Here is a 21874-nt window from a genome sequence, read left to right on the forward strand (position 1 = left end):
GAGACTTTTATGGCAACTTTACGCATGTTATTTCCCCAATGGCAAGGTGGGGTTAATCCTAATTATGTGTTGGGAGCTGAATTGCTAGCGGTGATTGCACCCCCTTCAGAAGTAGATGAAATGGTTACAGTTGCTGTTTCTAAAGATTTTGATGCTCCACTTCAAACAGAGCAAGGGGTTGATTATTTTGCCGCTTTGATGCAACAAACTCAGGCGGCTAGTCATTTCTTGAAGGATAAGAATCCAGATAAAGTAATCACCTATGGTGGAGATTGTGCTGTTTCACTCGCTCCGTTTGCTTATCTAGCTAATAAGTATAGGGAAAATCTAGGAATTCTCTGGCTGGATGCTCATCCTGATATTGCAAAGGTAGGACAGACGAGCCACTTGCATGAAATGGTTTTGGGAAATCTCATAGGAGAAGGGGCTCCTTCTTTTGCTAATCAGATACCATATCCTCTCTCATCATCTAAGATTATGTATGCAGGTCTGATTGAAAAAGAGTTGCGTCCTTTAGATGACGGAGTTTATCGACACCAGATTCGCTATGCAACACCGGAAGATTTGCAGATCAATAGCCAGCCGTTATTAGATTGGATTGAACAAGAAAATATTGAATTTCTTGCTGTCCACTTTGATTTAGATGTCCTAACTCCAAAGGATTTTCGCTCAATCTATCCCGCTGAACCAGGGACTCGGGTGGAGGATTTTCCAGCGGCAGTTGGTGAATTATATCTGGATCAGGTTGTTCGTGTTTTTCAAGATTTGGAACAACAGACAAATCTTGTTGGATTGACCATTGCAGAGCATTTACCGTGGGATGCTATTAATCTTAGAAAAGCACTATCGAATATTTCTATTTTTCGTTGATTTACCTAAAAAACGAGCTGTTGTTTTCAGCTCGTTTTACAGTGTATTTAGTATTTAATGGATTTCTGGGAAAAGTTTGGCCAAAATTTTAGGTGTAATGCTTTGACCGGGACCTTCTGCGCAATAAGTGTGCATATACATGGATGGATTGAAATTCAGCTCAATGCAGGTGCAGTGGGGCTCATTTTTGCTGGCTGGAAGTGTGCTATCTGGGATAATTAAATCCACGCCACAGACCCAAGCTCCCATAGCAGCTGCCATTTCTGCTGCTAGTTCCTTATAGGAGGTGTGCATGGTTTCAGTCACATCTACTGAGTCTCCACCAGTAGAAATATTAGAATTACGGCGAAGAAAAACTTGAATTCCTTGCGGTAGGACATCATCTGCTTTATAACCTTGCTGGGCTAGCATGAGTAGCTCAATCTCACCAAGCTCAATCATTTCCAGTGGAGAGCGATGGTCGCGCCCTCGTAGGGGATTGGTATTTTTAAAAGCTACCAGTTCTCGAATGGTGTGCTGACCGTCTCCTACAACATTGGCTGCTAAGCGCAGAAGCACCGCCTCACATTTGCCGTCTAGGACAAAGAAACGGTACTCGGTTCCTGCGATAAATTCTTCGACAAGGACAGAGCTGTCCTCTGAAAAGGCAATTTCCAATGCTTTTTGGTAACTGTTTCTGCTGGCTGGTTCCTGAAAAATAGAAATTCCTAACCCGAAGTTGGTGGATTTGGGTTTGACAACAATCGGCATATTTTTGATAAGGGGATAGTAAGCTAGCCCTTCTTCCAGAGTGGAGAATTCAGCTCCAGCAGGAACAGGAAAACCAGTAGCAGATAAAATTTTCTTAGTCACCGTCTTATTTGCCATCGCAAGAGGCACGATATAGTTGTCCTTTGAGGTCATATTGCCATTTTTGACATACTCGATGTGATCTTTATGTTGAAGTTTTAAAAACTGGTCACTTTCGTCCAATATTTCGACCTGCAACCCTTTTTGAATCGCATCAAAGAGCAGCATCTGGGTAGAGAGTTCCATTTCCTCGTAGCCTTTCAGAGCGTATGGAGCAGTCCAGGCGTAGTGGTGATATTCTTTAGCTTTTTCCAAACCAAAGGCTTCTAAGGATTGGTTATAAACATAAGGCAAGAGCTGGGCAGAAAGGGTCAGACTGGGATTAGCAACTGCATCTTTCACATGATGAAGCAGGTCTTGATAATAGGAGCTTAATCCGAACTGGTGGATGACAGCTTGCATGGCTCTAAGGATCAGATCACTATCAGCTTCAACAGGCAAAGGAGTCAGAGGGTGGCTAAGAGCGATTTTTTCATTTAGATCATGAGCTTGCTCTAGGATTTCATCAGGGTCTGCTATATCATCTAGCCAGAGCAAGGCAAGCAAAAAGAGATGAACCGTGTCCATAGTTTCTTGGCTGATTCCCAGCACCTCAAAAGGATTGAGGTCAAAGCAGCGGAATTCCAAATAGGTAATGCCTTTTTCCAAGTAACGCCGATTTTCTTTTTGCCCACGGAAGCGGACGGGTGTGTAGCATTCTTTCTCGGCAATTAAATCGCCTTGTACCACGTATTTCTCTATATCGCTCACATAAGACTCTAGTGAAGCATAGGAAATGTGAATCTTTTTATCATTTACATATCCCAAATCACTGTTGCGGATAGAGCGTATAGGCTGAGAAATCTTTCTCGTCAAACCCCCTTCTTCAGCAATTGGTGCTGCCCCGTATAAATAAGTCAGAAACCAGCGGAACCGTAAAAAGTTTCGAGCCAATTTAAGATAGAGGTCATTTTTAAAAAGACGGATATTTTGGTAATCACTGACCTTGAAAAGGGCTTGAATCAAGTCGGATCCCAATTCCACATTGTAGTGAATGCCTGAGATAGCTTGTAGTGTTTTTCCATATTTTTTCGCCAACCCCTCTCGATAATGGCGCTCAAAATCATTTTCTAAATGAGCGATTTGAATTTCTGCTGGCGATAATTTTGGGGGCATAGAGAGTGGCCAAATCACTTCGTTTTTGGGAATGGTGCGTCCAGCTACATCGGTAATAGCAGCGAGAAAACGCCTTGCTTCTTTTGTAGAAGTTGCAATCGGGGTGATGAGTTCTAATTGCTGCTCACTAAAATCGGTCTGAATTGTCGGATGAAAATTGCGACTGCCAAATGCTTGAGGGTGAGAAGTTTGCGCTAATTTCCCGTCTTGATTGACGCGCAAGCCCTCCCTTTCCAACCCGAAAGTAGCTTGTAAAATAGGTGCATCTGCTGCTAATTTTTCGAATAAGTGATTGATGTTCATGAGAAATACCTGTTTGTTTTCTAATACTTTTAGTCTATTATAAAAATGCTCAGAAAACAAATTTCTACTACGTTTTCCGAACCTTTTTTAAAAGAAAACGATTCTATTTTAGATAGGATAAGAATTTTCCAAAAGAGGGGGCCTCAAACTTCGTCATTTGCAAACAACTGCGATAGTCTTATCTTGAAAAAAGAAGGAATTTTTCTTATAATAGAGTGTAAGACATAATTGCAGGTGAAACTCCTGCCATGTAGACAAGAAAGGACGAGCGCTTAGCTCAGACAAGATTATGACATCAGTTGTAGTTGTAGGAACCCAGTGGGGAGATGAAGGAAAAGGAAAGATTACAGATTTCCTTTCAGCTAATGCCGAAGTTATTGCCCGTTATCAAGGCGGAGACAATGCCGGTCACACCATTGTAATTGACGGTAAAAAGTATAAATTGCACTTGATTCCGTCAGGTATTTTCTTCCCAGAGAAAATCTCTGTTATCGGAAATGGAATGGTAGTCAATCCAAAATCTTTGGTAAATGAATTAGCTTATTTGCATGGCGAAGATGTCACAACAGATAATCTGCGCATTTCAGATCGTGCACATGTGATTCTTCCTTATCATATCGAGTTGGACCGTCTGCAAGAAGAAGCCAAAGGTGATCACAAAATCGGAACGACTATCAAGGGGATTGGTCCAGCTTATATGGACAAAGCAGCTCGCGTGGGAATCCGCATTGCGGATTTGTTGGATAAAGATATTTTCAGAGAACGTTTGGAGCGCAACTTAGCTGAAAAAAATCGTCTCTTTGAAAAACTCTACGACAGCACAGCTATCCAATTTGACGATATTTTTGAAGAATACTACGCTTATGGTCAACAGATTAAACAATACGTGACAGATACGTCGGTTATCTTGAACGACGCTCTTGATCAAGGTAAACGTGTCCTTTTTGAGGGGGCGCAGGGAGTGATGCTAGATATTGACCAGGGCACTTATCCATTTGTTACCTCTTCCAATCCTGTTGCAGGTGGTGTGACGATTGGTTCCGGTGTGGGTCCAAGCAAAATTGACAAGGTTGTTGGGGTTTGCAAAGCCTATACCAGTCGTGTTGGTGACGGACCATTTCCTACAGAACTGTTTGATGAAGTAGGCAACCGCATTCGTGAAGTTGGACATGAATATGGAACGACCACAGGGCGTCCTCGTCGTGTTGGTTGGTTTGATTCGGTTGTTATGCGTCACAGTCGCCGTGTGTCTGGGATTACAAACCTTTCTCTCAATTCAATTGACGTTTTGACGGGACTGGATATAGTTAAAATCTGTGTAGCTTACGACCTAGACGGTGAACGTATTGACCATTACCCAGCTAGTTTAGAGCAACTCAAACGCTGCAAACCAATCTATGAAGAATTACCAGGTTGGTCAGAAGACATTACAGGTGTTCGCAGTTTAGAAGAGTTGCCAGAAAATGCCCGCAACTACGTCCGCCGTGTCAGTGAATTGGTCGGTGTCCGCATTTCCACTTTCTCTGTTGGACCAGGTCGTGAACAAACTAATATTTTAGAAAGCGTTTGGTCAAGTTTGTAATAGAAATTATAGTCGGAAGCGAGTTCAAGCTCGCTTTTTATGCGTAAAAAACAAAGAATTTAAAAATTTTTAAATAATACGTCTCTTCTTAAGTTAATTTTAAGCTAGCGGGTTTATACTAACATCATCAGATGAAGACCTCCTAACTTTATTTGATAGAAATCCTAAACTTTTTCATAATAATCTCCTGAAAGCCATCGAAAGGTGGCTTTTTTTATATTTTCGGGTTTATAACATGATATAATAAATGGAGAACAAAGGAGATAAATGATGAACTTTGCAGATTTGTCTAATAAAGAACAGGAAAAAATAATGATAAGTGAAATTATCAGGAATTTAAAAAAGCTAGGTGGCTATGCAACCAAACGAGAGTTGCTAGATGCCATTAAAAAGGGAGAAAATACGATAGATGAGAATTTTTTTGAGGAAGAAAAAGTGTCTCAAAAAAGTGGAAAAATTTATAAACCTAGTGATTACACTTTTAATTTTTCTGCCAAAAGTTTGCTTATCACGGGCTATCTTTCTAAACCAAAGCAATCGACTTTTGAATTGACAGAATTAGGTAGAAAAGTGAAACTGGATGAGCATTTTGCTAGCGATATTCAACGGAAAGCCATTCAATTTTGGAAAAATGAGAAGAAGTCAAAACAATTCTTCAAGTTATCCTTTGAAAAGGAACTAAAACATTCACTAGATGACTCAAAAGAAAATTGGAGAGTTGAGTTGACAAGAGCTTTAAAATCTATGTCACCACAAAAATTTGAAACTTTTGCTCGTGGTCTAGTCAAGGAGATGGGTGTCAAACTAGATGAAAAAATTGGGGTTAGTTATACTAATGATGGTGGTTTAGATGGCTTTGGCTATATTACTAGTACAGATGACTTCAGAACCAATCGTGTAGCTATCCAAGCAAAGCGTTGGGAAAACAATGTTCCTTCTCCGGAGATTGATAAATTCCGCGGTGCAATGGATAAATACAATGCAGAATATGGTATTTTTATTACAACTTCTGATTTTTCAAGAAGTGCCATTGAAGCAGCTCGTCAAGGAACTAGAGTCATTACTTTAATCAATGGAGAAGATATTGCGGATCTAGTTGCCAAATATAAACTTCATGTTAGGGAAGTCACGACTTATGAATTAGGAGATTTTTATCATACAGAGGATTAGACGGTTAAAAGATGAACTATACAGTTGAAGAAAAAGAATTTTTTATGCGGGAGGCTTTGAAAGAAGCAGAGATTGCGCTTGTTAATGATGAAATTCCGATTGGCTGTGTCATTGTCAAGAACGGGGAAATTATCGGTCGTGGGCACAATGCACGTGAGGAATTGCAGCGCGCTGTCATGCATGCTGAGGTGATGGCGATTGAAAAGGCAAACGCTCATGAAAAAAGCTGGCGCTTGCTAGATACGACTCTATTTGTCACTATTGAGCCTTGTGTCATGTGTAGCGGTGCCATTGGTCTAGCTCGCATTCCGCAGGTTATCTACGGAGCAAAAAATCAAAAATTTGGTGCTGCCGGTAGCCTCTATGATATTCTAACAGATGAACGTCTTAATCACCGAGTTGAACTGGAAACTGGGATTTTGGAGGTAGAATGTGCTCAGATGATGCAAGATTTTTTTAGAAAGAGGAGACAGAGATGAAACGTTGGCTAAGTATTTTATTCTTTCTTTTGACATTGTTGTTTATTGGGTTGCTGATAGGGAATGTAGAATTTCAAGCTTGGGCTTTCACACGTCATCAAAATCAGCTATCTTGGTATATCCGTCCGATTCTCATTTTACCGATTATCTATTTTTCCTATCGAAAGAGCCTTCTTGGAATTTCTGCTAGCATCTTTGCTCTTTTTACCAGTATGATTTGGTTTTGGGAACCAAAGACGACTTCTCCTTTGGTAAAAGAGTTTCTAACTTATGAGCAAGATTTTTTACAAGCGGATTGGAATCTCAAAAAAATTTTATTTGTCTTTTTGGTGATTAGTTTCTTTCTGCTCCTGATTAGAGCAACTTGGCTCCATAGTTGGAAATTGTTGGCAATACTTTTGATTCTTACAGCTTTTTTGAAAATCCTCTGGTCTTATCTAGATAGTGGGAGAGCTGGTTTAACAATTGTGGTGCCAGCGATTCTAGGTTTATTTATCTGTTTATTTTTCCTTTCTTTTTGGATGAAGGGAAAATCTTAATTGGCATAGAAACAAATTTATGGTATAATACTTATCGGAGCAACAATTCTGCGTGAAGCGGGTCAGGGGAGGAATCCAGCAGCCCTAAGCGAGTGTGAATTGTGTGCTCTTTTTATTTTGAAGAATGGGATTAGAGAACGAAGTTTAGTATAGTCAAATAATGTATTTTAAGCAGGAACAAAAACTAAGCTTTGAAGTAGTGGTTCTAGAATATCGCTTATGGTGTCTAATTAATGGGAAAACAATATTAAATGCTTCTGGCTTATTAATATTTTAGCTATTTACACAACCCATTGCCTATAAGTCAAGTATGTGGCTGTGATTACTGAGGATTGGAGCCAACAAATATTAGAATCTTTCTAAAGTTTCTTTTTAAGGACACTATTGACAAAAAACTGATAGTGCTCTATAATATGAATGAATAATATTTTACATTCATTCATATTATATCAGTATACACTACTTAGGAAGGAGTTCATCATGTCGCAAGACAAAAAACAAAGATTAAAATCTGCTGCCTATGTCATTTTTTCAAGAAAAGGTTATAAGGCAACAGGAATTTCTGAGATTGCCAAGCAAGCTGGCATGGCAGTTGGTTCTTTTTACAACTATTATGACTCCAAGGAAGCCATTTTTCTGGATGTTTATATTGATGAAAATAACCGTGTGCGTCAAGCAATGAGAGACGATATTGATTGGCAAGGAGATGCGGTCGAGCTCGTCGGGCAGATTTTTAGTCAGTCGCGAAATCTCGTTTCATCCAGTAAAATTCTGGCAGAATGGTATAACCCGGCTATTTCTGATGAGCTGCATAGCTATTATTCTTCGGAAAAAGGCAAGGACGCGAATCCATTTCATCAGTTTTTAGTGGAAATCTTTACCAATCGTATGCTGGCGGAGGGTTATTCTCAAGAAAAAATCCAAGAAGTGCTGCAGGTTTATCAGCTTTTCTACTATATGGATACCCATATCACTGAAGAGGCTTTCCCTCATATCAGTCAAACCATTGAAACCTTGGCGACTTACTTTGTTAAAGGACTTTTTAAATAAAGGATTGCGATTCTTTATTTTTTAAACAAAAAATGAATGAATATAATTATTTGTTCATTCAAGATTTTTTCTGAATTGGCTATTACGTAATCACTCAAATTTTAAAATAAAAGGAGGAAAAGCATGAATACGAATGGAGGAAAACAAATGAACGGATTAACCATTAGTGGTCTTAGCCTAGCATTAATCGGTATTTTAGTGATTATTTGGGGAACTACCAAAGTGTCTGTTAGTCTAGCAAATCCTGATTTTATGTCATTTGCGACTGGTGGTCTGATTTTGCTTGCAATAGGTCTCTGTATAGTGCCTCAATTATCATTTATCTATCAAATTGTAGGGATTTGGCTGGCGGCAGTAGCTATTATGGTTTATATTTACAGTCTGCCTAATATGGATGTTATTGTGATGGCAATAAGCTTCATTGTGACTATTGCGCTAGTACTATGGATATCATTTAAATTTTGGAAATAAAAGTTTTAAGGAGAAATCATGAAAGGACGTTCTAAAATGTTAACGATTATTGTATCAATTCTTGCTGTAGGCCTTTTTGTATGTCTCATTATTTGGGGTACGATTGTCTATTTTGGAGGCAGTCAATCTTTATCGGTTAAACGTATTGAAAATCCTAGCGACGATATTCACCTCATTCATCTGACAAAACCTAAAAATATGACTTGGAAGGCCGGTTCTTATGCTAAGATTGCCTTACCTAATGTTAAAGAGAGTGGACAAAAGAATCGCTGGCTGACTATTGCCTCCAATCCTGATGAGAATGAAATCCTCATTTTGACACACAATAGTGGTAGTTTATATAAGAAAACTTTGACCAGTTTATCAGCAGGAAGTAAGGTCGAGATGAGTTGGCTTTACTCTAATTTATCTGTTAAGGATGGTGAAGAGCCGCTTGTTTGTTTTGCATCTGATGTAGGTATTGCTGCAACACGACCAATTATCAAAAAGTGGGCTGGTAAACGTTCCATTGTTCTCAGCCACTTGGACAAAGGTGTCTTGGTTTTTGATAAAGAATTGTCTCAAATAGCTCAAAAATATAGTAACTTGGATTATAGCAAAAGTGCCAACCTTTCTCAAAGTAAAAAAAGACTGAAGCACGCAGCAGAACAGTATGGCAACAAAGCAATTTATCTCTTGGCTGGTCATCCTGGTGATACAGAAGCGATGAAAAAATTTCTTGAAGACAAAGGGATTGATAGCAAATAGATTAAGTTAGATTCTTTTAGGGGATTAAAATAATAATTTGGAAACGTTTTAGTCAAGAAAATTGCTTGATAAAAAAGTGGTAAAGCGGTATCATAGTAGGGAAGAAAAATTGGAGGACTATAATGACACATATTCAGTTTAATTACTCAAACGTTCTTGGAAAATTTGTTGCACCGCATGAAGTGGACTATATGCAAACACAAGTTTCTGCAGCAGATGAATTGTTGCGCAAAGGAACTGGTGCAGGAAGTGACTTCCGTGGTTGGCTTGACCTTCCAGAAAACTATGATAAAGAAGAATTTGCTCGCATTTTGAAAGCAGCAGAACAAATCAAATCAGACAGCGATGTTTTGGTCGTGATTGGGATTGGTGGGTCATACCTTGGAGCAAAAGCGGCGATTGATTTCCTGAACAATCATTTTGCGAACTTGCAAACCAAGGAAGAACGCAAAGCTCCACAAATCCTTTATGCTGGAAACTCTATCTCATCTACTTATCTTGCAGACTTGGTGGAATACGTTTCAGATAAAGATTTCTCAGTTAATGTGATTTCTAAATCAGGGACAACGACAGAACCTGCCATTGCTTTTCGTGTCTTCAAAGAACTCTTAATTAATAAATACGGTCAAGAAGAAGCAAACAAACGTATCTATGCGACAACTGACCGTCAAAAAGGTGCTGTTAAGGTTGAAGCAGATGCTAACGGTTGGGAAACATTTGTGGTTCCAGATGACATTGGTGGACGCTTCTCAGTATTGACAGCAGTTGGATTGCTTCCAATCGCTGCATCAGGCGCTGACATTAAAGCCCTTATGGAAGGTGCCAATGCTGCTCGTAAGGATTACACTTCAGACAAGATTGCAGAAAACGAAGCTTATCAATACGCAGCTCTTCGTAACATCCTTTATCGCAAAGGCTATGCGACTGAAATTTTGGTTAACTATGAACCATCTCTGCAATACTTCTCAGAATGGTGGAAACAATTAGCTGGTGAGTCAGAAGGAAAAGACCAAAAAGGTATTTATCCAACATCTGCTAACTTCTCAACAGACCTTCACTCTCTTGGACAATTTATCCAAGAAGGTGCGCGTATTATGTTTGAAACAGTTGTCCGTGTGGACAAACCACGCAAAAACGTAACGATTCCTGAATTGGCAGAAGACTTGGACGGACTTGGCTATCTTCAAGGAAAAGATGTTGACTTTGTTAACAAGAAAGCGACAGACGGTGTACTTCTGGCTCATACTGACGGTGACGTGCCAAATATGTATGTAACACTTCCTGAGCAAGATGCCTTTACTCTTGGCTATACTATTTACTTCTTTGAGTTGGCTATTGCTATTTCTGGCTACTTGAATGCTATTAACCCATTTGACCAACCAGGTGTAGAAGCTTACAAGAAAAATATGTTTGCTCTTCTTGGAAAACCAGGATTTGAAGAATTGAGCAAAGAATTGAACGCTCGTTTGTAATGTATAAACAACGGAACGACTTCTGAAAGGAAGTCGTTTTTTATATGCTTGAAACAAAATTTAAGTGAAATTTTCACAAAAAACAGGAGAAAAGAATAGAAAGAAAGCGCTTTATTGTGTATAATAAAAGCAGAACATACAATGGAGGCGTTTTATGTCACAAGAAACCTATATTATGGCGATTGACCAAGGGACAACCAGCTCGCGGGCGATTATTTTCAATAAACAGGGTGAGAAGGTTGCCACGAGTCAAAAAGAGTTTACTCAGATTTTTCCACAGGCGGGCTGGGTTGAGCACAATGCAAATGAGATTTGGAATTCTGTGCAGTCGGTCATTGCAAATGCTTTTATTGAAAGTGGCATCAAGCCCACAGAGATTGAAGCGATTGGGATTACCAATCAACGGGAGACAACGGTTGTGTGGGATAAAAAAAGCGGATTACCCATTTACAATGCGATCGTTTGGCAGTCTCGGCAAACAGCTTCTTTAGCAGAAAAGCTCAAACAAGATGGATATGTAGACTTCTTTCATGGAAAAACAGGTTTGATTATAGATGCTTATTTCTCTGCGACCAAGGTGCGCTGGATTTTAGATCATGTGGAAGGAGCACAGGAACGTGCAGAGCGAGGAGAATTGCTCTTTGGAACGATTGATACATGGTTGGTCTGGAAATTAACGGATGGTGCAGCTCATGTGACTGATTATTCCAATGCAGCGCGGACCATGTTATACAACATCAAGGATTTGAAGTGGGACGACGAGATTTTATCCTTACTCAACATTCCTAAAGCGATGTTGCCAGAAGTTCGCTCGAATTCAGAAATTTACGGTAAAACAGCACCTTATCATTTTTATGGTGGAGAGGTACCAATTGCAGGAATGGCGGGCGATCAGCAAGCTGCTCTCTTTGGGCAATTAGCATTTGAACCGGGAATGGTGAAGAATACTTATGGGACTGGATCTTTCATCATTATGAATACTGGTCAGGAATGCAATTTATCAAAAAATAATCTTTTGACAACCATTGGTTATGGGATAAATGGCAAAGTGACTTATGCTTTGGAAGGTTCGATTTTTATTGCAGGTAGTGCCATTCAGTGGCTTCGTGACGGCCTTCGTATGATTGCTAGCTCACCTGAATCTGAGCAATATGCAAAAAATTCCACCAATGAAAATGAAGTGTATGTTGTTCCAGCTTTTACGGGACTTGGAGCTCCTTATTGGGATCCAGAAGCAAGAGGTTCTATTTTTGGCTTGACACGTGGAACGAGTAAAGAAGATTTTATCAAAGCAACTCTGCAATCCATTGCTTATCAAGTGCGCGATATCATTGATACGATGCAAATGGACACAGGTACAGCTATCCAAGTCCTGAAGGTAGATGGTGGTGCTGCCATGAATGATTTCCTCATGCAGTTTCAAGCAGATATTCTGGGAATTGAGTTAGCGCGTGCGGCAAATTTGGAAACAACGGCTCTTGGAGCAGCTTTTCTGGCCGGTCTTGCGGTCGGCTATTGGAAAGACATGGAGGAGCTAAAAACATTAAATGCGGTTGGGGAAACGTTCCAACCTGCGATGCTAGAGGCGGAGCGCCAAAAATTGTACCAAGGCTGGAAAGCAGCAGTTGCAGCCACGCAATTTTTTGCAAAAGAATCTAGCAAATAGTTGAAAAATATAACTATGAATTACAAGTGTCGGTAATCATTTAGTATAAGATACGAGAAGAGGGATTAGGAGCCAATCTTAGTCGCTCTTCTTTACTTTACTAACTCTTTTAGCATTAAATTTTCAGACTAAGAGTGAATTACATGCGTTTTGTATCAGTTGGATAGAGTAAAATGGTGAATATGCCTGCTCTTATTGGTTTTTTTGAAAATTATGGTATAATAGATATAATTTTGGTAGATGGAGTTGAGTTTTGAAGAAAAGCTATCGCGTCAAGAGCGAGAAAGATTTTAATGCGATTTTCAAAAGTGGGCAAAGTTTTGCCAATAGAAAATTCGTCATTTATAAATTAGAAAAGAAACAAAAACACTTTCGAGTAGGAATATCTGTCAGTAAAAAACTAGGAAATGCGGTCATGCGCAATAAGATTAAACGCCGTATTCGACACGTTTTGATAGCTCATCAAGCAGAGTTAGCAGCGCTTGATTTTGTCGTTATTGCACGCAAAGGTGTGGAAATTCTGACTTATCAAGAATTAGAGCAAAATTTGCTTCATGTACTAAAAATAGCAAAAATTTATCAGGAAGGTTTGAGTAGTGAAAAAGAAAAGTAAACTGGCGGGGCTTTTAGTTTTAGCTTCGCTCATCTTAACGGCGTGTGGGACGAGTGAGGTCACAGCGAGTTCGCCGGATTTATGGGAGAGATTTGTCTATTTCTTCGCCGTAACGATTCGTTTCCTGTCATTCAATGGAAGTACAGGAATTGGGATTATCCTTTTCACATTGATTATTCGGACAGTTCTTTTGCCTGTTTTCCAATTGCAGATCAATGCTTCTCGGAAAATGCAGGAAGCGCAGCCGTTAGTGAAAGAATTGCAGGCGAAGTATCCAGGACGCGACATGGAAAGTCGCAGTCGTTTGGCAGAAGAAACACAAAAGCTGTATAAGGAATTAGGAGTAAAGCCATCGGCATCATTTTGGCCCTTGCTTATTCAAATGCCTGTGTTGATTGCCTTGTATCATGCTTTGACGCGTGTTGAATTTCTTAAAGTAGGGCACTTTCTATGGCTGAATCTGGGCGCGACAGATCCCTATTATATTTTGCCAGTTTTAGCAGCTGTTTTCACCTTTTTGAGTACTTGGTTGAGCAATAAAGGAATGGCGGAACGCAATGGTTTGATGACAGGAATGATGTTTATCATGCCGCTATTTGTCTTCTTCTTTGCCATGAGTGTAGCAAGTGGGGTTGCTTTATATTGGAGCACATCGTATGCGTATCAGGTGTTCCAAACGCTTTTACTAAGCAATCCGTATAAAATCATTGCAGAAAGAGAAGCGAAAGCGACTGCTGAGCGGGAACGTGAAGAAAAGAAAAAACGTGCTTATCGTAAAGCACAAAAAAAGAGAAAGTAAGGAGGCACTTGTATGGTATTATTTACAGGAGCGAGTGTTGAAGAAGCCATTCAAAATGGCTTGCGCGAGTTAGATATTCCACGGATGAAAGCACATATCAAGGTGATTTCTCGTGAGAAAAAAGGATTTTTAGGATTATTTGGCAAGAAATTAGCCCAAGTTGATGTGGAACCTATTAACGAAACAACTGTAGTAAAAGCTAACCAAAAAGCTGTCAAAGGTGTTCCGGAAGCAATCAATGCTCAAAATGAGCCCGTTAAAAGTGTGAGTGAAGCAACTGTTGATTTAGGACATGTTGTTGCAGCCATTAAAAAAATCGAAGGAGAAGGCAAAGAAATCTCAGATGATGTCAAAGCTGAAATTTTGAAGCACGAAAAAGAAGCCAGCACGATTCTTGAAGAAACAGGCACAATTGACTTATTGAAAGATAGTGACATCGTAAATTTTCAAAAATCGGTCGCTCAAGAAGAAAAGACAACTGACAAGATTATTTCTTTTGACCAGGCTGTAGAAAAGCGCTCGGAAGTCCAACCGATAGCTGAAGAGCCGGCTGATTTTGAAGATTTGGGCATTCAAGTGGAAGAAAATTATGATGTTGAAGAAGTTGTTGCGAGTGTGACGGGCTATGTGCAAAACATCGTGGACGAAATGGATGTTGAAGCTAGCATTGCAAGTGCTCATAATCGTCGGACAATCAATATGCAGATTGATACCAATGAGCCTGGTCGCATTATTGGCTATCACGGGAAAGTGCTAAAAGCTCTTCAATTATTGGCACAGAATTATCTTTATAATCGCTATTCTAAGAGCTTTTACATTTCTATCAATGTCAATGATTATGTAGAACATCGAGCAGAAGTTCTACAAAGCTACGCTCAGAAGCTAGCTGATCGTGTGTTGGAATACCAACATAGTCAAAAGACTGATCCTATGTCTAACAATGAGCGGAAAATTATTCACCGAATTATTTCTAAAATGGACGGGCTTACCAGCTATTCAGAGGGTGACGAACCAAACCGTTATGTTGTTGTGGATATTGACAGTGAATAATAAACTAAGGACTGAGAAGAATTTCTTTTCAGTCTTTCTTTCCGTTTAGTCCACTAATTGACGTTGCTTGAGATTGAGAAGAAAGGAGCTTACATGTCTATTTTTTCAGCTATTGAAACTTACTTAGCATTACAAGGACATAAATATATTTCTCCTGATAAAGCGGGAGAATTGAGAGAAATGATGCTTGATTTCAAACAGAAAGGTCAGGCAGCACGCGCGGAATTTTCGGACTTGGTTAAGCAATTTCAAAGATTTTATCCAAAATTAACTCTGGAGCGTACCAGCAACTGGATGAATCAAGCTCAAATTTTGCGTCCCCATTTTTGGAACTACTTGCGCGGTTGTGGCGATGTCACAGAACCAATGTTTGCCCTTCGCTTATATGGGAATCCGAAAGACTTTGGGGTGTCGCTAGAAGTTAGTTTTATTGAGCGTAAGAAAGATGAGACCAGTCTGACCAAGCAAAATCGGGTCTTGCAGGTGCCAATCGCAGTTCCAGTTTATTATTTGGCTCAAATAAATGGAGTCAGTCAACGATTTACTGGAACAGAAGAAAATCGACAGTATTTGAGCCAACAAGTAAAAACAGGGCAAGTTCGTAAAGTATTAGTGAAATACGATGTAGATTTAGCCCAAGCCACATCAATAAGGCAAGTTCTGGATGAACTTCAGGCTGCTATGATAACACTCATTCCTTTTTATGAGGCAACCAGAGAATTGTAAGAGGTTTAAGCAACCTTTCTTTAGATTTACCAAAAACAATTCCGCACTGCTATTGACAAAAGGCGTAGAATCATATAGAATAGTAAAGTATGTTTAGTAACTGATCACAATAGCCGGCTAAACGAATACAAGAATCTAAGAGGAGGTATTCAAAGTGAAACGTACTTATCAACCAAGTAAAATCCGTCGTGCGCGCAAACATGGTTTCCGTCATCGTATGGCAACTAAAAATGGTCGTCGCGTACTTGCAAGCCGTCGTCGTAAAGGACGCAAAGTTTTGGCTGCATAATCCAAACGAATACAAAATGAAGAACCAACGGAAACTCGAGACCGCTGGTTTTTTTGTTGGATAACAAAGAGACAATCTGCATTTACCACGAGATTTTGATATAATAGAAAATGATATAAAGAGGAATGAATGATGAAAATTTTTGATACACATACTAAGGTTTAGAAATGTCTATTTTAAGAACTAATAAAATTCACACCAGTATAAATTAACCAAGAAACTAACCAAAGGAAAGCAGATGTAGCATGTAAAAAGAAGGAACTAAAATTTTGTTGTTCTTCTCTTTTTTATTTGCAAAAATTTTATATCGTGATATTCTATACCTAGGTGAGAAACGAAGAGGTGTAAAATGTTTAGTAAATTAAGTGAGCATGATTTAATAAGAGGTGTTTTTAAATCTAAGTTTAGTCAAATGATGACTCCTTTGGATAAACAGTCTGATTGGCTGCATTCAAAAGGGCCAGAATATATGTGGATTGGTTTGGTATTATATTCTGGAAGTAGGACAGATAATATGGAAAAAATCATGATGTTTTTAACTAAGTTATCAGAAGTAGTTGATACAGAAAACAACATGTCTTTTCCTACAATAAGCGCATTATTGAATTTGAATGATGTGGACAAAATAAAGATTATAGATATAATGAAGTTGTATTTTGATTTATCAGAATTTTCTCCCTTAACTATAGTCTTACCAGATGATGAAAAGGTATTGACTAATAGTTTTTATAGTAGAAACGATATTTTTGAAACTCGATTAAATAAACTAACTAAATTATTAGATGAGATAACAGACCAGTATAGTCAACTATCAACAGATATAAGATACTTTATATTGTACTATAAGATGTTACAAGGTAAGTTACATTTTATTGATTCAGAGTCTCAGATGATGGATGCTTTAAAAGCATATCCGTATTTAGAAGAAGGAACTCCTGAGATAGGTTTGATAGGCTCACAAATACGTGCTATGGAAATAGCTATATCTTTAACCGAAGATATAGATTATAGTTTTAGTAGTTTATTTTGGGATAATATAAGTCAATTAACAGATTGTGAGGTGTTCTCAGTGACTATTAACAAAGAAAATAATGTGGATTTACAAGAAATGAAAAGGGAGGTATATTTAGTATTACAATATTATAGAGACTTATTGCAAAATATAGAGCACTTTAATGACAAACTGTACGTTTTAACTAGTATTTTAACTTATTCTTATAAACGGTTACTAGAGTTAATTAATCATGAATTGCAATATACAATATCAGGACGTTCAATAGTAAGATCGTGTATTGAAAACTATGTCATGACAAAATATTTAATTGCTGAAGAAGATTCTCATGAAAACATTTGGGAAGAGTACCAATACTATGGAATTGGTGGGTATAAGCTAATTTCAGAACGATATATAGAAAATTCACCTGAATTAACCCCTTCTCATGTTAATTTTCAGTATTTGAATTTATTAGTTTCCGAGTTTATAGATAAAGAATTTATTGATATGGATACAAGATATTTTGGAGCTGGTAATATAAAAAGGAAATTTGAAAAAGTAGGAGAAAAAGATTTATATAGCTATCAATATGATTATGATTCTCAATTTGAGCATGGATTATGGGGAGCTATTAGAGAGAGCTCCATTTTGAAATGTGATTCACCAGGTCATCAATTTCATGGAATTCCTGATATAGATGATGTTCAAGAATTACCAGATGTTAGTAGTGATATAGAGATGGTCTTTAAAAAACATTTATCAGTGCTTAAAGAAATATTCCCAATACCTAACGAGGAAACTAACGGGGGAGGCATATGTTAGATAAACTAAATAAAACTCAAACGGAATATTTTAAATTATTAAAGAGCATAAGAGCAGATTTGGATGTTGAAGATATAGGCTACCATTTAGATAAAATAAGAAATTTTTGGTTTAAAAAAAGAAGACTTATAGAAATAGCTAGTCAATACGTTTTTAATAAATCTGATACTTACTTTTATACTGCTACATCTAGATTTAACGTTGAGAGTACGGACAATAATATTTTCTTTGTGATAGGGAAATATCAAATATATGATGACCCACTCTTATCTTACTTAGAGGTAATTGAAAGAAAAGATACAGTATTGCACTTTGATACCTATCTAAGAAAATTAAAAAATAAAGTTATCGAATCAATTGATGATTTACTAATTTTATTGGAAAAGGAAATACCGAATTTTTACATAGTACCATTAAGATTTCTTAATTCCTGTATAAATGAAAATAAAATTGATGTTATGCCATTTATAAAAAATTTTTTTGTGGAAGAGATTGATTTTGCACGATTAAATGAGTATGATGATGTGAGTTCTATTGTCATAACTGAACATATATCTCAGGTAATGTTTTTTGAAGATGATAATCCCGCGCTGTCAATAAAGGAGCGTATAAAACAATATCGAAGGGAGTTCTCAGACATCCTCCCATCAAATATGAATGATATACAATTACTTCAATTTGTTCTATTCGGATATTTTAGTCAAGCAATAGACATCTTTCAAACATCTTCTTATTTTAATGTTTTTCCATTCTTTTCTAGTGTGGTAACTTTTCTGAATTATAATTTTCTCTTAATGTATATTGCGTATAATAGTCAAGATGAGAGTATGAAGGAAGCTTTAAAAAAATCTAGATTTATCTTTACTATATGGTGTGAATATAGGAAAAAAGAGGCCAGTTTATCAATTGAAGCAATAAAGTCACAGGCACTATTAATTGATTTTTATCGTAAAATAGGAATGATATATAGAGAGATAGATGCTTTAGGAACACAGGAAAGCATTGCAAAAGAAATTAGTGCTTGCCTAGACTTTTTGGTTGAATAAATTAGTTTATAGCACACAAAAAGAGGAAATCAGTGTTTTATTGATTTCCTCTTTTTATTCTTCACTATTAATGTATTCAATGATATCTTCAACATTGCACTCCAATATTTCACATAATCTATCAATGGTTTTTGTCGTGATAGGTTCACCCTGTTTCATTCTGTAAAGTGTGTTGGCAGATATTTTTTCTATTTTGATGAGATAATACTCGCTCACATCTTTTCGTAGTAATGTTTGATAAAAAGGTTTGTAAGAAATTGCCATAGTTGCTCTCGCATATAATAATTTTATTATATAAAGACAATATCACAACCAATCTATTGACTATACTCAATTTACTGAGTATAATTATAAAAAAGATTTTGAAAAAGGAGTTTTTATGGAAAAGAAAATAATAACCGCAAGTTTAGCTCTACTCTCAGTGTCTCTACTGTTAGGAGCATGTTCAATTAGTAAAGAAAAGTCAGAAAGTAAAACTGCTACAAAAACTGAAAAGAAGGTGGTAGAAAAGAAAGGAGTAGGTCTAGGAGAATATCTGAACCAAAGTGATAAAAATCCACAAATCTGGTATGCAGTGGATAGTGTTTCACAAGGCGGAAAAGTTAAAGAATTGTTTTTAGTCCAAGATAGAAAAACAACTTACTACAATACGTCTACAGAGACTAATTTCTCATCAATATCTGCTACGGACTATGAAAAAGATTATTTAGGAAGGAATCTTTATTCTTCGGGGAATATCGCGCAAGGTTTATTAGATGATTTCAATGAGACTGATACTATCACTAAAATTACGACGAAAAACCTAACAGATGTTATAAAGAAATACGATACAGAAGATGGAAATCAAGATGGTGTTATTCAAGCGCCATCAATGAATGCTTTGACATTTGCTGAAGTCATAAAATCCTCAGATTCAGAGATTATTAATCTAGCGAAAAAAATAGAGAGTGCAAAGATACATTATACAATTTTAAAAGCCAAAATTAACTTAGAGATGCAGACTTTAACAGATGGTTCTAATAATACTCAAGCATTAAAAAAATTAAGTCAGTTAGAGGAGAGACTTGTCAATAAAAAAGGTGACGAATATTTGTTAGAATTTTACACTGATGAAGATTTTGAGAAGACAGAGTATGAAGTTTTACAGTTTAAAACTTATAATCTAATTTATGAAAATAAAGTTTATGATGACTTTATGATAAAGGAAGACAGATTTAAGTTAACTACAAATCAAATACCGCTTGCTACGAAAAAGGTAGGTAATACTAATTTCATGGGATTTGTAGGTAGTGCTTCTCTATCTTTTGTGACTAAGCAACCAGAAAATAATATGGAATTAACGGTAGATACGTATGCTAAAAAACCAAAAAATGTTAGCTTTTATCAAGTAGGACATTCAGATAATAAAGAATAAAATAAAGGTGGCTGTAGAGAATGAATAATTTCAAGAAAATAGTAGTATTTGTGGTAACAATGCTGATGGCGATTTTTTTAGTTGCCTGCTCATCTAAAGGCGATTTAGATGGGACTTATACCTACAAAGAAGACGGAGCAAGTATGATGATTACAATTAATGGGAATAAAGGGCGTGTGAAAATTAAGGCTGGTGATAATAACGCTGCATTAAATCTTGCTTTAAATAATATAGAATTTACCATTGATAGGGAAAGTAAGACATTTAATTTTGCCGGTAGAGAAGATTCACAATTATATTACTCTGTTTCGGGAAATTCACTAACAGTTCGCGGTGGTGGATTTGGTTCAGTAACCTTACAGAAAGAATAGCTATCCACTGCTCCAGTAGAAAAGAAAATAGAATAATCGTTTCTTTCCCAATAATGTGAAAAACGCTAGTTTTTCACATTATTGGGAAGCCAAAGGACACATCGACCGATGTGTCCTTTTAATATATCTTTACTCTATTTTATAGCCATTTGTAATCAATAAGAAATTCTCTTAATTGTTGTGTTTGTATAGTATTATTTGAAGCTTCCATTCCTTCTATCAGTAATTGGCGAATAGGATTTTTGGCTGATAAGTGAAATTGCCATTCGACGTCAATTTGAATTTTTTTAGCCTGCGCTATTGTATTTTCAATGTATCTTCTACTAAAATCTTTTAATAATTGAATATGATTGTCTACGTTATAAAATCCATTATTAATATCTTCATTGATTTGTTTTTCAATCCGTTCTCTAGCCGATATAAAATAAAATATACTATTTGTTTTGAACTTGTAGTTGGTTAAATCGTACCTACAATAGTCTAAATTAGCGGCCATTGCGTTAATTGAAAAATTCATTCGAAATTTATCGATATTTTTTAGAAAAAAATTGTTTTCAGTAAAAATACTAGTGTTATCTTTTTTATTTATAGAAAAATAAAATGGAAAGGTGTGTTTTATAAAATATTCGAAATAGTTTTGCATTAGAATGCTGATTTTATTAGTATCAATGTTTGTCTGCTTGATGAGATAATTCTGATTTTCAAGAATCAAAAACTTGAAATCAATTATCTTATCTATATTTTTGTAAGCTATTTTATAACTATCTTCCATGTCTAGAAAGTATCGCTCTTCAATATTGTCGAGCAGTTTTTTTATAGTTAATTTATATTCTGTAGAATCATCTATGCTATTAAGTTCCTTTTTTAACTGTGCGAGGTTATTAATTTTTATATGTTTGTTGACTCTTTTAGTCGCCTGATATTCTTGTTTTATAAAATCAATTAGACAAGCAACAAAGCAAATGTTATAAGAATCTTTGGGACGGCCTACCCTCTTTAATTGTACTTTTTTATTGTCCGTAATGCCATATTCTTGTTGCAAGAATATGACTTCTTTAATAAATGGTTCGAATGTTTTAGCGTTTTTTACTTTTTTATATAAATCTTTTTGTTGTATTGGGTAATAGATTTTTTGGTTAATTATGGGTAACAACTCTTCAACTGAAAAAGTTTTTTGAAAAAATGTTTCAAACTCATCTATTATTTGTTGATATTTAGTAGAAGTAACTACTGATTTTTCAAATTCATTTTGAGAAGAATAATTAAATTTTTGAAGAATAATTTCAAAATAAGTATTATAAACAAGCATATGATTCTTGTTTTTACGGACTGTATCGTAGAAATCAAAGATATTATTCATGTTTTTGCTCCTGGGGCGAAAAATTATTTGTAGGTTA

General features: G+C 36.7%; 22 protein-coding genes and 1 other RNA gene. 20 read left to right on the forward strand and 3 right to left on the reverse strand.

All coding sequences use genetic code 11. The features are described from left to right. The first annotated feature begins 9 nt into the window (after positions 1 to 9). Positions 10 to 870 carry an arginase family protein gene (locus EL079_RS08415; protein WP_003030603.1) on the forward strand — a complete coding sequence of 287 codons (861 nt, stop codon included), beginning with the start codon at positions 10 to 12 and terminating at the stop codon, positions 868 to 870. Between the two features lie 54 nt (positions 871 to 924). On the opposite strand, the gene gshAB is transcribed toward EL079_RS08415, so the two are convergent. Then, entirely contained in the window at positions 925 to 3177 is a 2253-nt protein-coding gene (gene gshAB / locus EL079_RS08420; protein ID WP_018543606.1) for a bifunctional glutamate--cysteine ligase GshA/glutathione synthetase GshB, read from the reverse strand. 289 nt (positions 3178 to 3466) lie between these two features. Here gshAB and EL079_RS08425 point away from each other — a divergent pair, with 289 nt between their 5' ends. The 17 genes from EL079_RS08425 to EL079_RS08505 all read left to right on the forward strand — a co-directional run bounded on the left by EL079_RS08425 (position 3467) and on the right by EL079_RS08505 (position 18692). Further along, positions 3467 to 4759 (forward strand): adenylosuccinate synthase, encoded by a 1293-nt coding sequence (locus tag EL079_RS08425; RefSeq protein WP_003030580.1) that lies wholly within the window; start codon positions 3467 to 3469, stop codon positions 4757 to 4759. 270 nt (positions 4760 to 5029) lie between these two features. Further along, the gene (locus tag EL079_RS08430) at positions 5030 to 5929 is read left to right on the forward strand and encodes a restriction endonuclease (protein WP_003030577.1); all 900 of its coding nucleotides are present in this window, start codon (positions 5030 to 5032) and stop codon (positions 5927 to 5929) included. An 11-nt stretch (positions 5930 to 5940) separates the two neighbouring features. Then, positions 5941 to 6408 (forward strand): tRNA adenosine(34) deaminase TadA, encoded by a 468-nt coding sequence (gene tadA / locus EL079_RS08435; protein WP_003030599.1) that lies wholly within the window; start codon positions 5941 to 5943, stop codon positions 6406 to 6408. Beyond that, positions 6405 to 6947 carry a hypothetical protein gene (locus EL079_RS08440; protein WP_003030614.1) on the forward strand — a complete coding sequence of 181 codons (543 nt, stop codon included), beginning with the start codon at positions 6405 to 6407 and terminating at the stop codon, positions 6945 to 6947. The genes tadA and EL079_RS08440 overlap by 4 nt, the downstream gene beginning before the upstream one ends. A gap of 31 nt (positions 6948 to 6978) precedes the next feature. Next, positions 6979 to 7065: signal recognition particle sRNA small type (gene ffs / locus EL079_RS08445), an RNA gene on the forward strand. A gap of 362 nt (positions 7066 to 7427) precedes the next feature. Continuing rightward, positions 7428 to 7997, forward strand: coding sequence for a TetR/AcrR family transcriptional regulator (locus tag EL079_RS08450; protein ID WP_003030575.1), 570 nt, complete (start codon positions 7428 to 7430; stop codon positions 7995 to 7997). 123 nt (positions 7998 to 8120) lie between these two features. Further along, the gene (locus EL079_RS08455; RefSeq protein WP_003030591.1) at positions 8121 to 8468 is read left to right on the forward strand and encodes a hypothetical protein; all 348 of its coding nucleotides are present in this window, start codon (positions 8121 to 8123) and stop codon (positions 8466 to 8468) included. Positions 8469 to 8486: 18 nt separating this feature from the next. Continuing rightward, positions 8487 to 9215: a ferredoxin reductase domain-containing protein gene (locus EL079_RS08460; protein WP_018543605.1), complete on the forward strand. Its 729-nt coding sequence runs from the start codon at positions 8487 to 8489 to the stop codon at positions 9213 to 9215. Positions 9216 to 9337: 122 nt separating this feature from the next. Then, positions 9338 to 10687 carry a glucose-6-phosphate isomerase gene (locus EL079_RS08465; RefSeq protein WP_003030572.1) on the forward strand — a complete coding sequence of 450 codons (1350 nt, stop codon included), beginning with the start codon at positions 9338 to 9340 and terminating at the stop codon, positions 10685 to 10687. Between the two features lie 154 nt (positions 10688 to 10841). After that, positions 10842 to 12353 carry a glycerol kinase GlpK gene (gene glpK, locus EL079_RS08470; protein ID WP_003030589.1) on the forward strand — a complete coding sequence of 504 codons (1512 nt, stop codon included), beginning with the start codon at positions 10842 to 10844 and terminating at the stop codon, positions 12351 to 12353. 253 nt (positions 12354 to 12606) lie between these two features. Beyond that, complete coding sequence (gene rnpA, locus EL079_RS08475) at positions 12607 to 12966, forward strand: ribonuclease P protein component (protein WP_003030605.1); 360 nt, start codon at positions 12607 to 12609, stop codon at positions 12964 to 12966. Further along, entirely contained in the window at positions 12950 to 13765 is an 816-nt protein-coding gene (locus EL079_RS08480; protein WP_003030587.1) for a YidC/Oxa1 family membrane protein insertase, read from the forward strand. Before rnpA ends, EL079_RS08480 begins: the two co-directional genes overlap by 17 nt. A 12-nt stretch (positions 13766 to 13777) precedes the next feature. Then, positions 13778 to 14815 carry an RNA-binding cell elongation regulator Jag/EloR gene (gene jag, locus EL079_RS08485; RefSeq protein WP_003026480.1) on the forward strand — a complete coding sequence of 346 codons (1038 nt, stop codon included), beginning with the start codon at positions 13778 to 13780 and terminating at the stop codon, positions 14813 to 14815. 93 nt (positions 14816 to 14908) lie between these two features. Beyond that, a complete protein-coding gene (locus tag EL079_RS08490; RefSeq protein WP_003030612.1) occupies positions 14909 to 15541 on the forward strand; it encodes a hypothetical protein in 633 nt (210 codons plus the stop codon). Between the two features lie 154 nt (positions 15542 to 15695). Next, on the forward strand, positions 15696 to 15830 hold the full coding sequence (gene rpmH / locus EL079_RS08495) for a 50S ribosomal protein L34 (protein ID WP_003026476.1): 135 nt from the start codon (positions 15696 to 15698) through the stop codon (positions 15828 to 15830). A gap of 349 nt (positions 15831 to 16179) precedes the next feature. Then, a complete protein-coding gene (locus tag EL079_RS08500; RefSeq protein WP_018543604.1) occupies positions 16180 to 17646 on the forward strand; it encodes a DUF5677 domain-containing protein in 1467 nt (488 codons plus the stop codon). Beyond that, positions 17640 to 18692, forward strand: coding sequence for a hypothetical protein (locus EL079_RS08505; protein WP_018543603.1), 1053 nt, complete (start codon positions 17640 to 17642; stop codon positions 18690 to 18692). The genes EL079_RS08500 and EL079_RS08505 overlap by 7 nt, the downstream gene beginning before the upstream one ends. 54 nt (positions 18693 to 18746) lie before the next feature. On the opposite strand, the gene EL079_RS08510 is transcribed toward EL079_RS08505, so the two are convergent. Then, positions 18747 to 18956, reverse strand: a complete 210-nt coding sequence (locus EL079_RS08510) for a helix-turn-helix domain-containing protein (protein ID WP_018543602.1) — start codon at positions 18954 to 18956, stop codon at positions 18747 to 18749. 115 nt (positions 18957 to 19071) lie between these two features. Here EL079_RS08510 and EL079_RS08515 point away from each other — a divergent pair, with 115 nt between their 5' ends. After that, complete coding sequence (locus EL079_RS08515; RefSeq protein ID WP_003033136.1) at positions 19072 to 20106, forward strand: hypothetical protein; 1035 nt, start codon at positions 19072 to 19074, stop codon at positions 20104 to 20106. 20 nt (positions 20107 to 20126) lie between these two features. Then, entirely contained in the window at positions 20127 to 20477 is a 351-nt protein-coding gene (locus EL079_RS08520) for a hypothetical protein (protein WP_018543601.1), read from the forward strand. Between the two features lie 139 nt (positions 20478 to 20616). Here the strand turns inward: EL079_RS08520 and EL079_RS08525 are convergent, their stop codons facing one another. Continuing rightward, positions 20617 to 21837, reverse strand: coding sequence for a hypothetical protein (locus EL079_RS08525; protein WP_018543600.1), 1221 nt, complete (start codon positions 21835 to 21837; stop codon positions 20617 to 20619). Positions 21838 to 21874: the final 37 nt, after the last annotated feature.

Source organism: Streptococcus anginosus, from assembly GCF_900636475.1.
Lineage (GTDB): Bacteria > Bacillota > Bacilli > Lactobacillales > Streptococcaceae > Streptococcus > Streptococcus anginosus.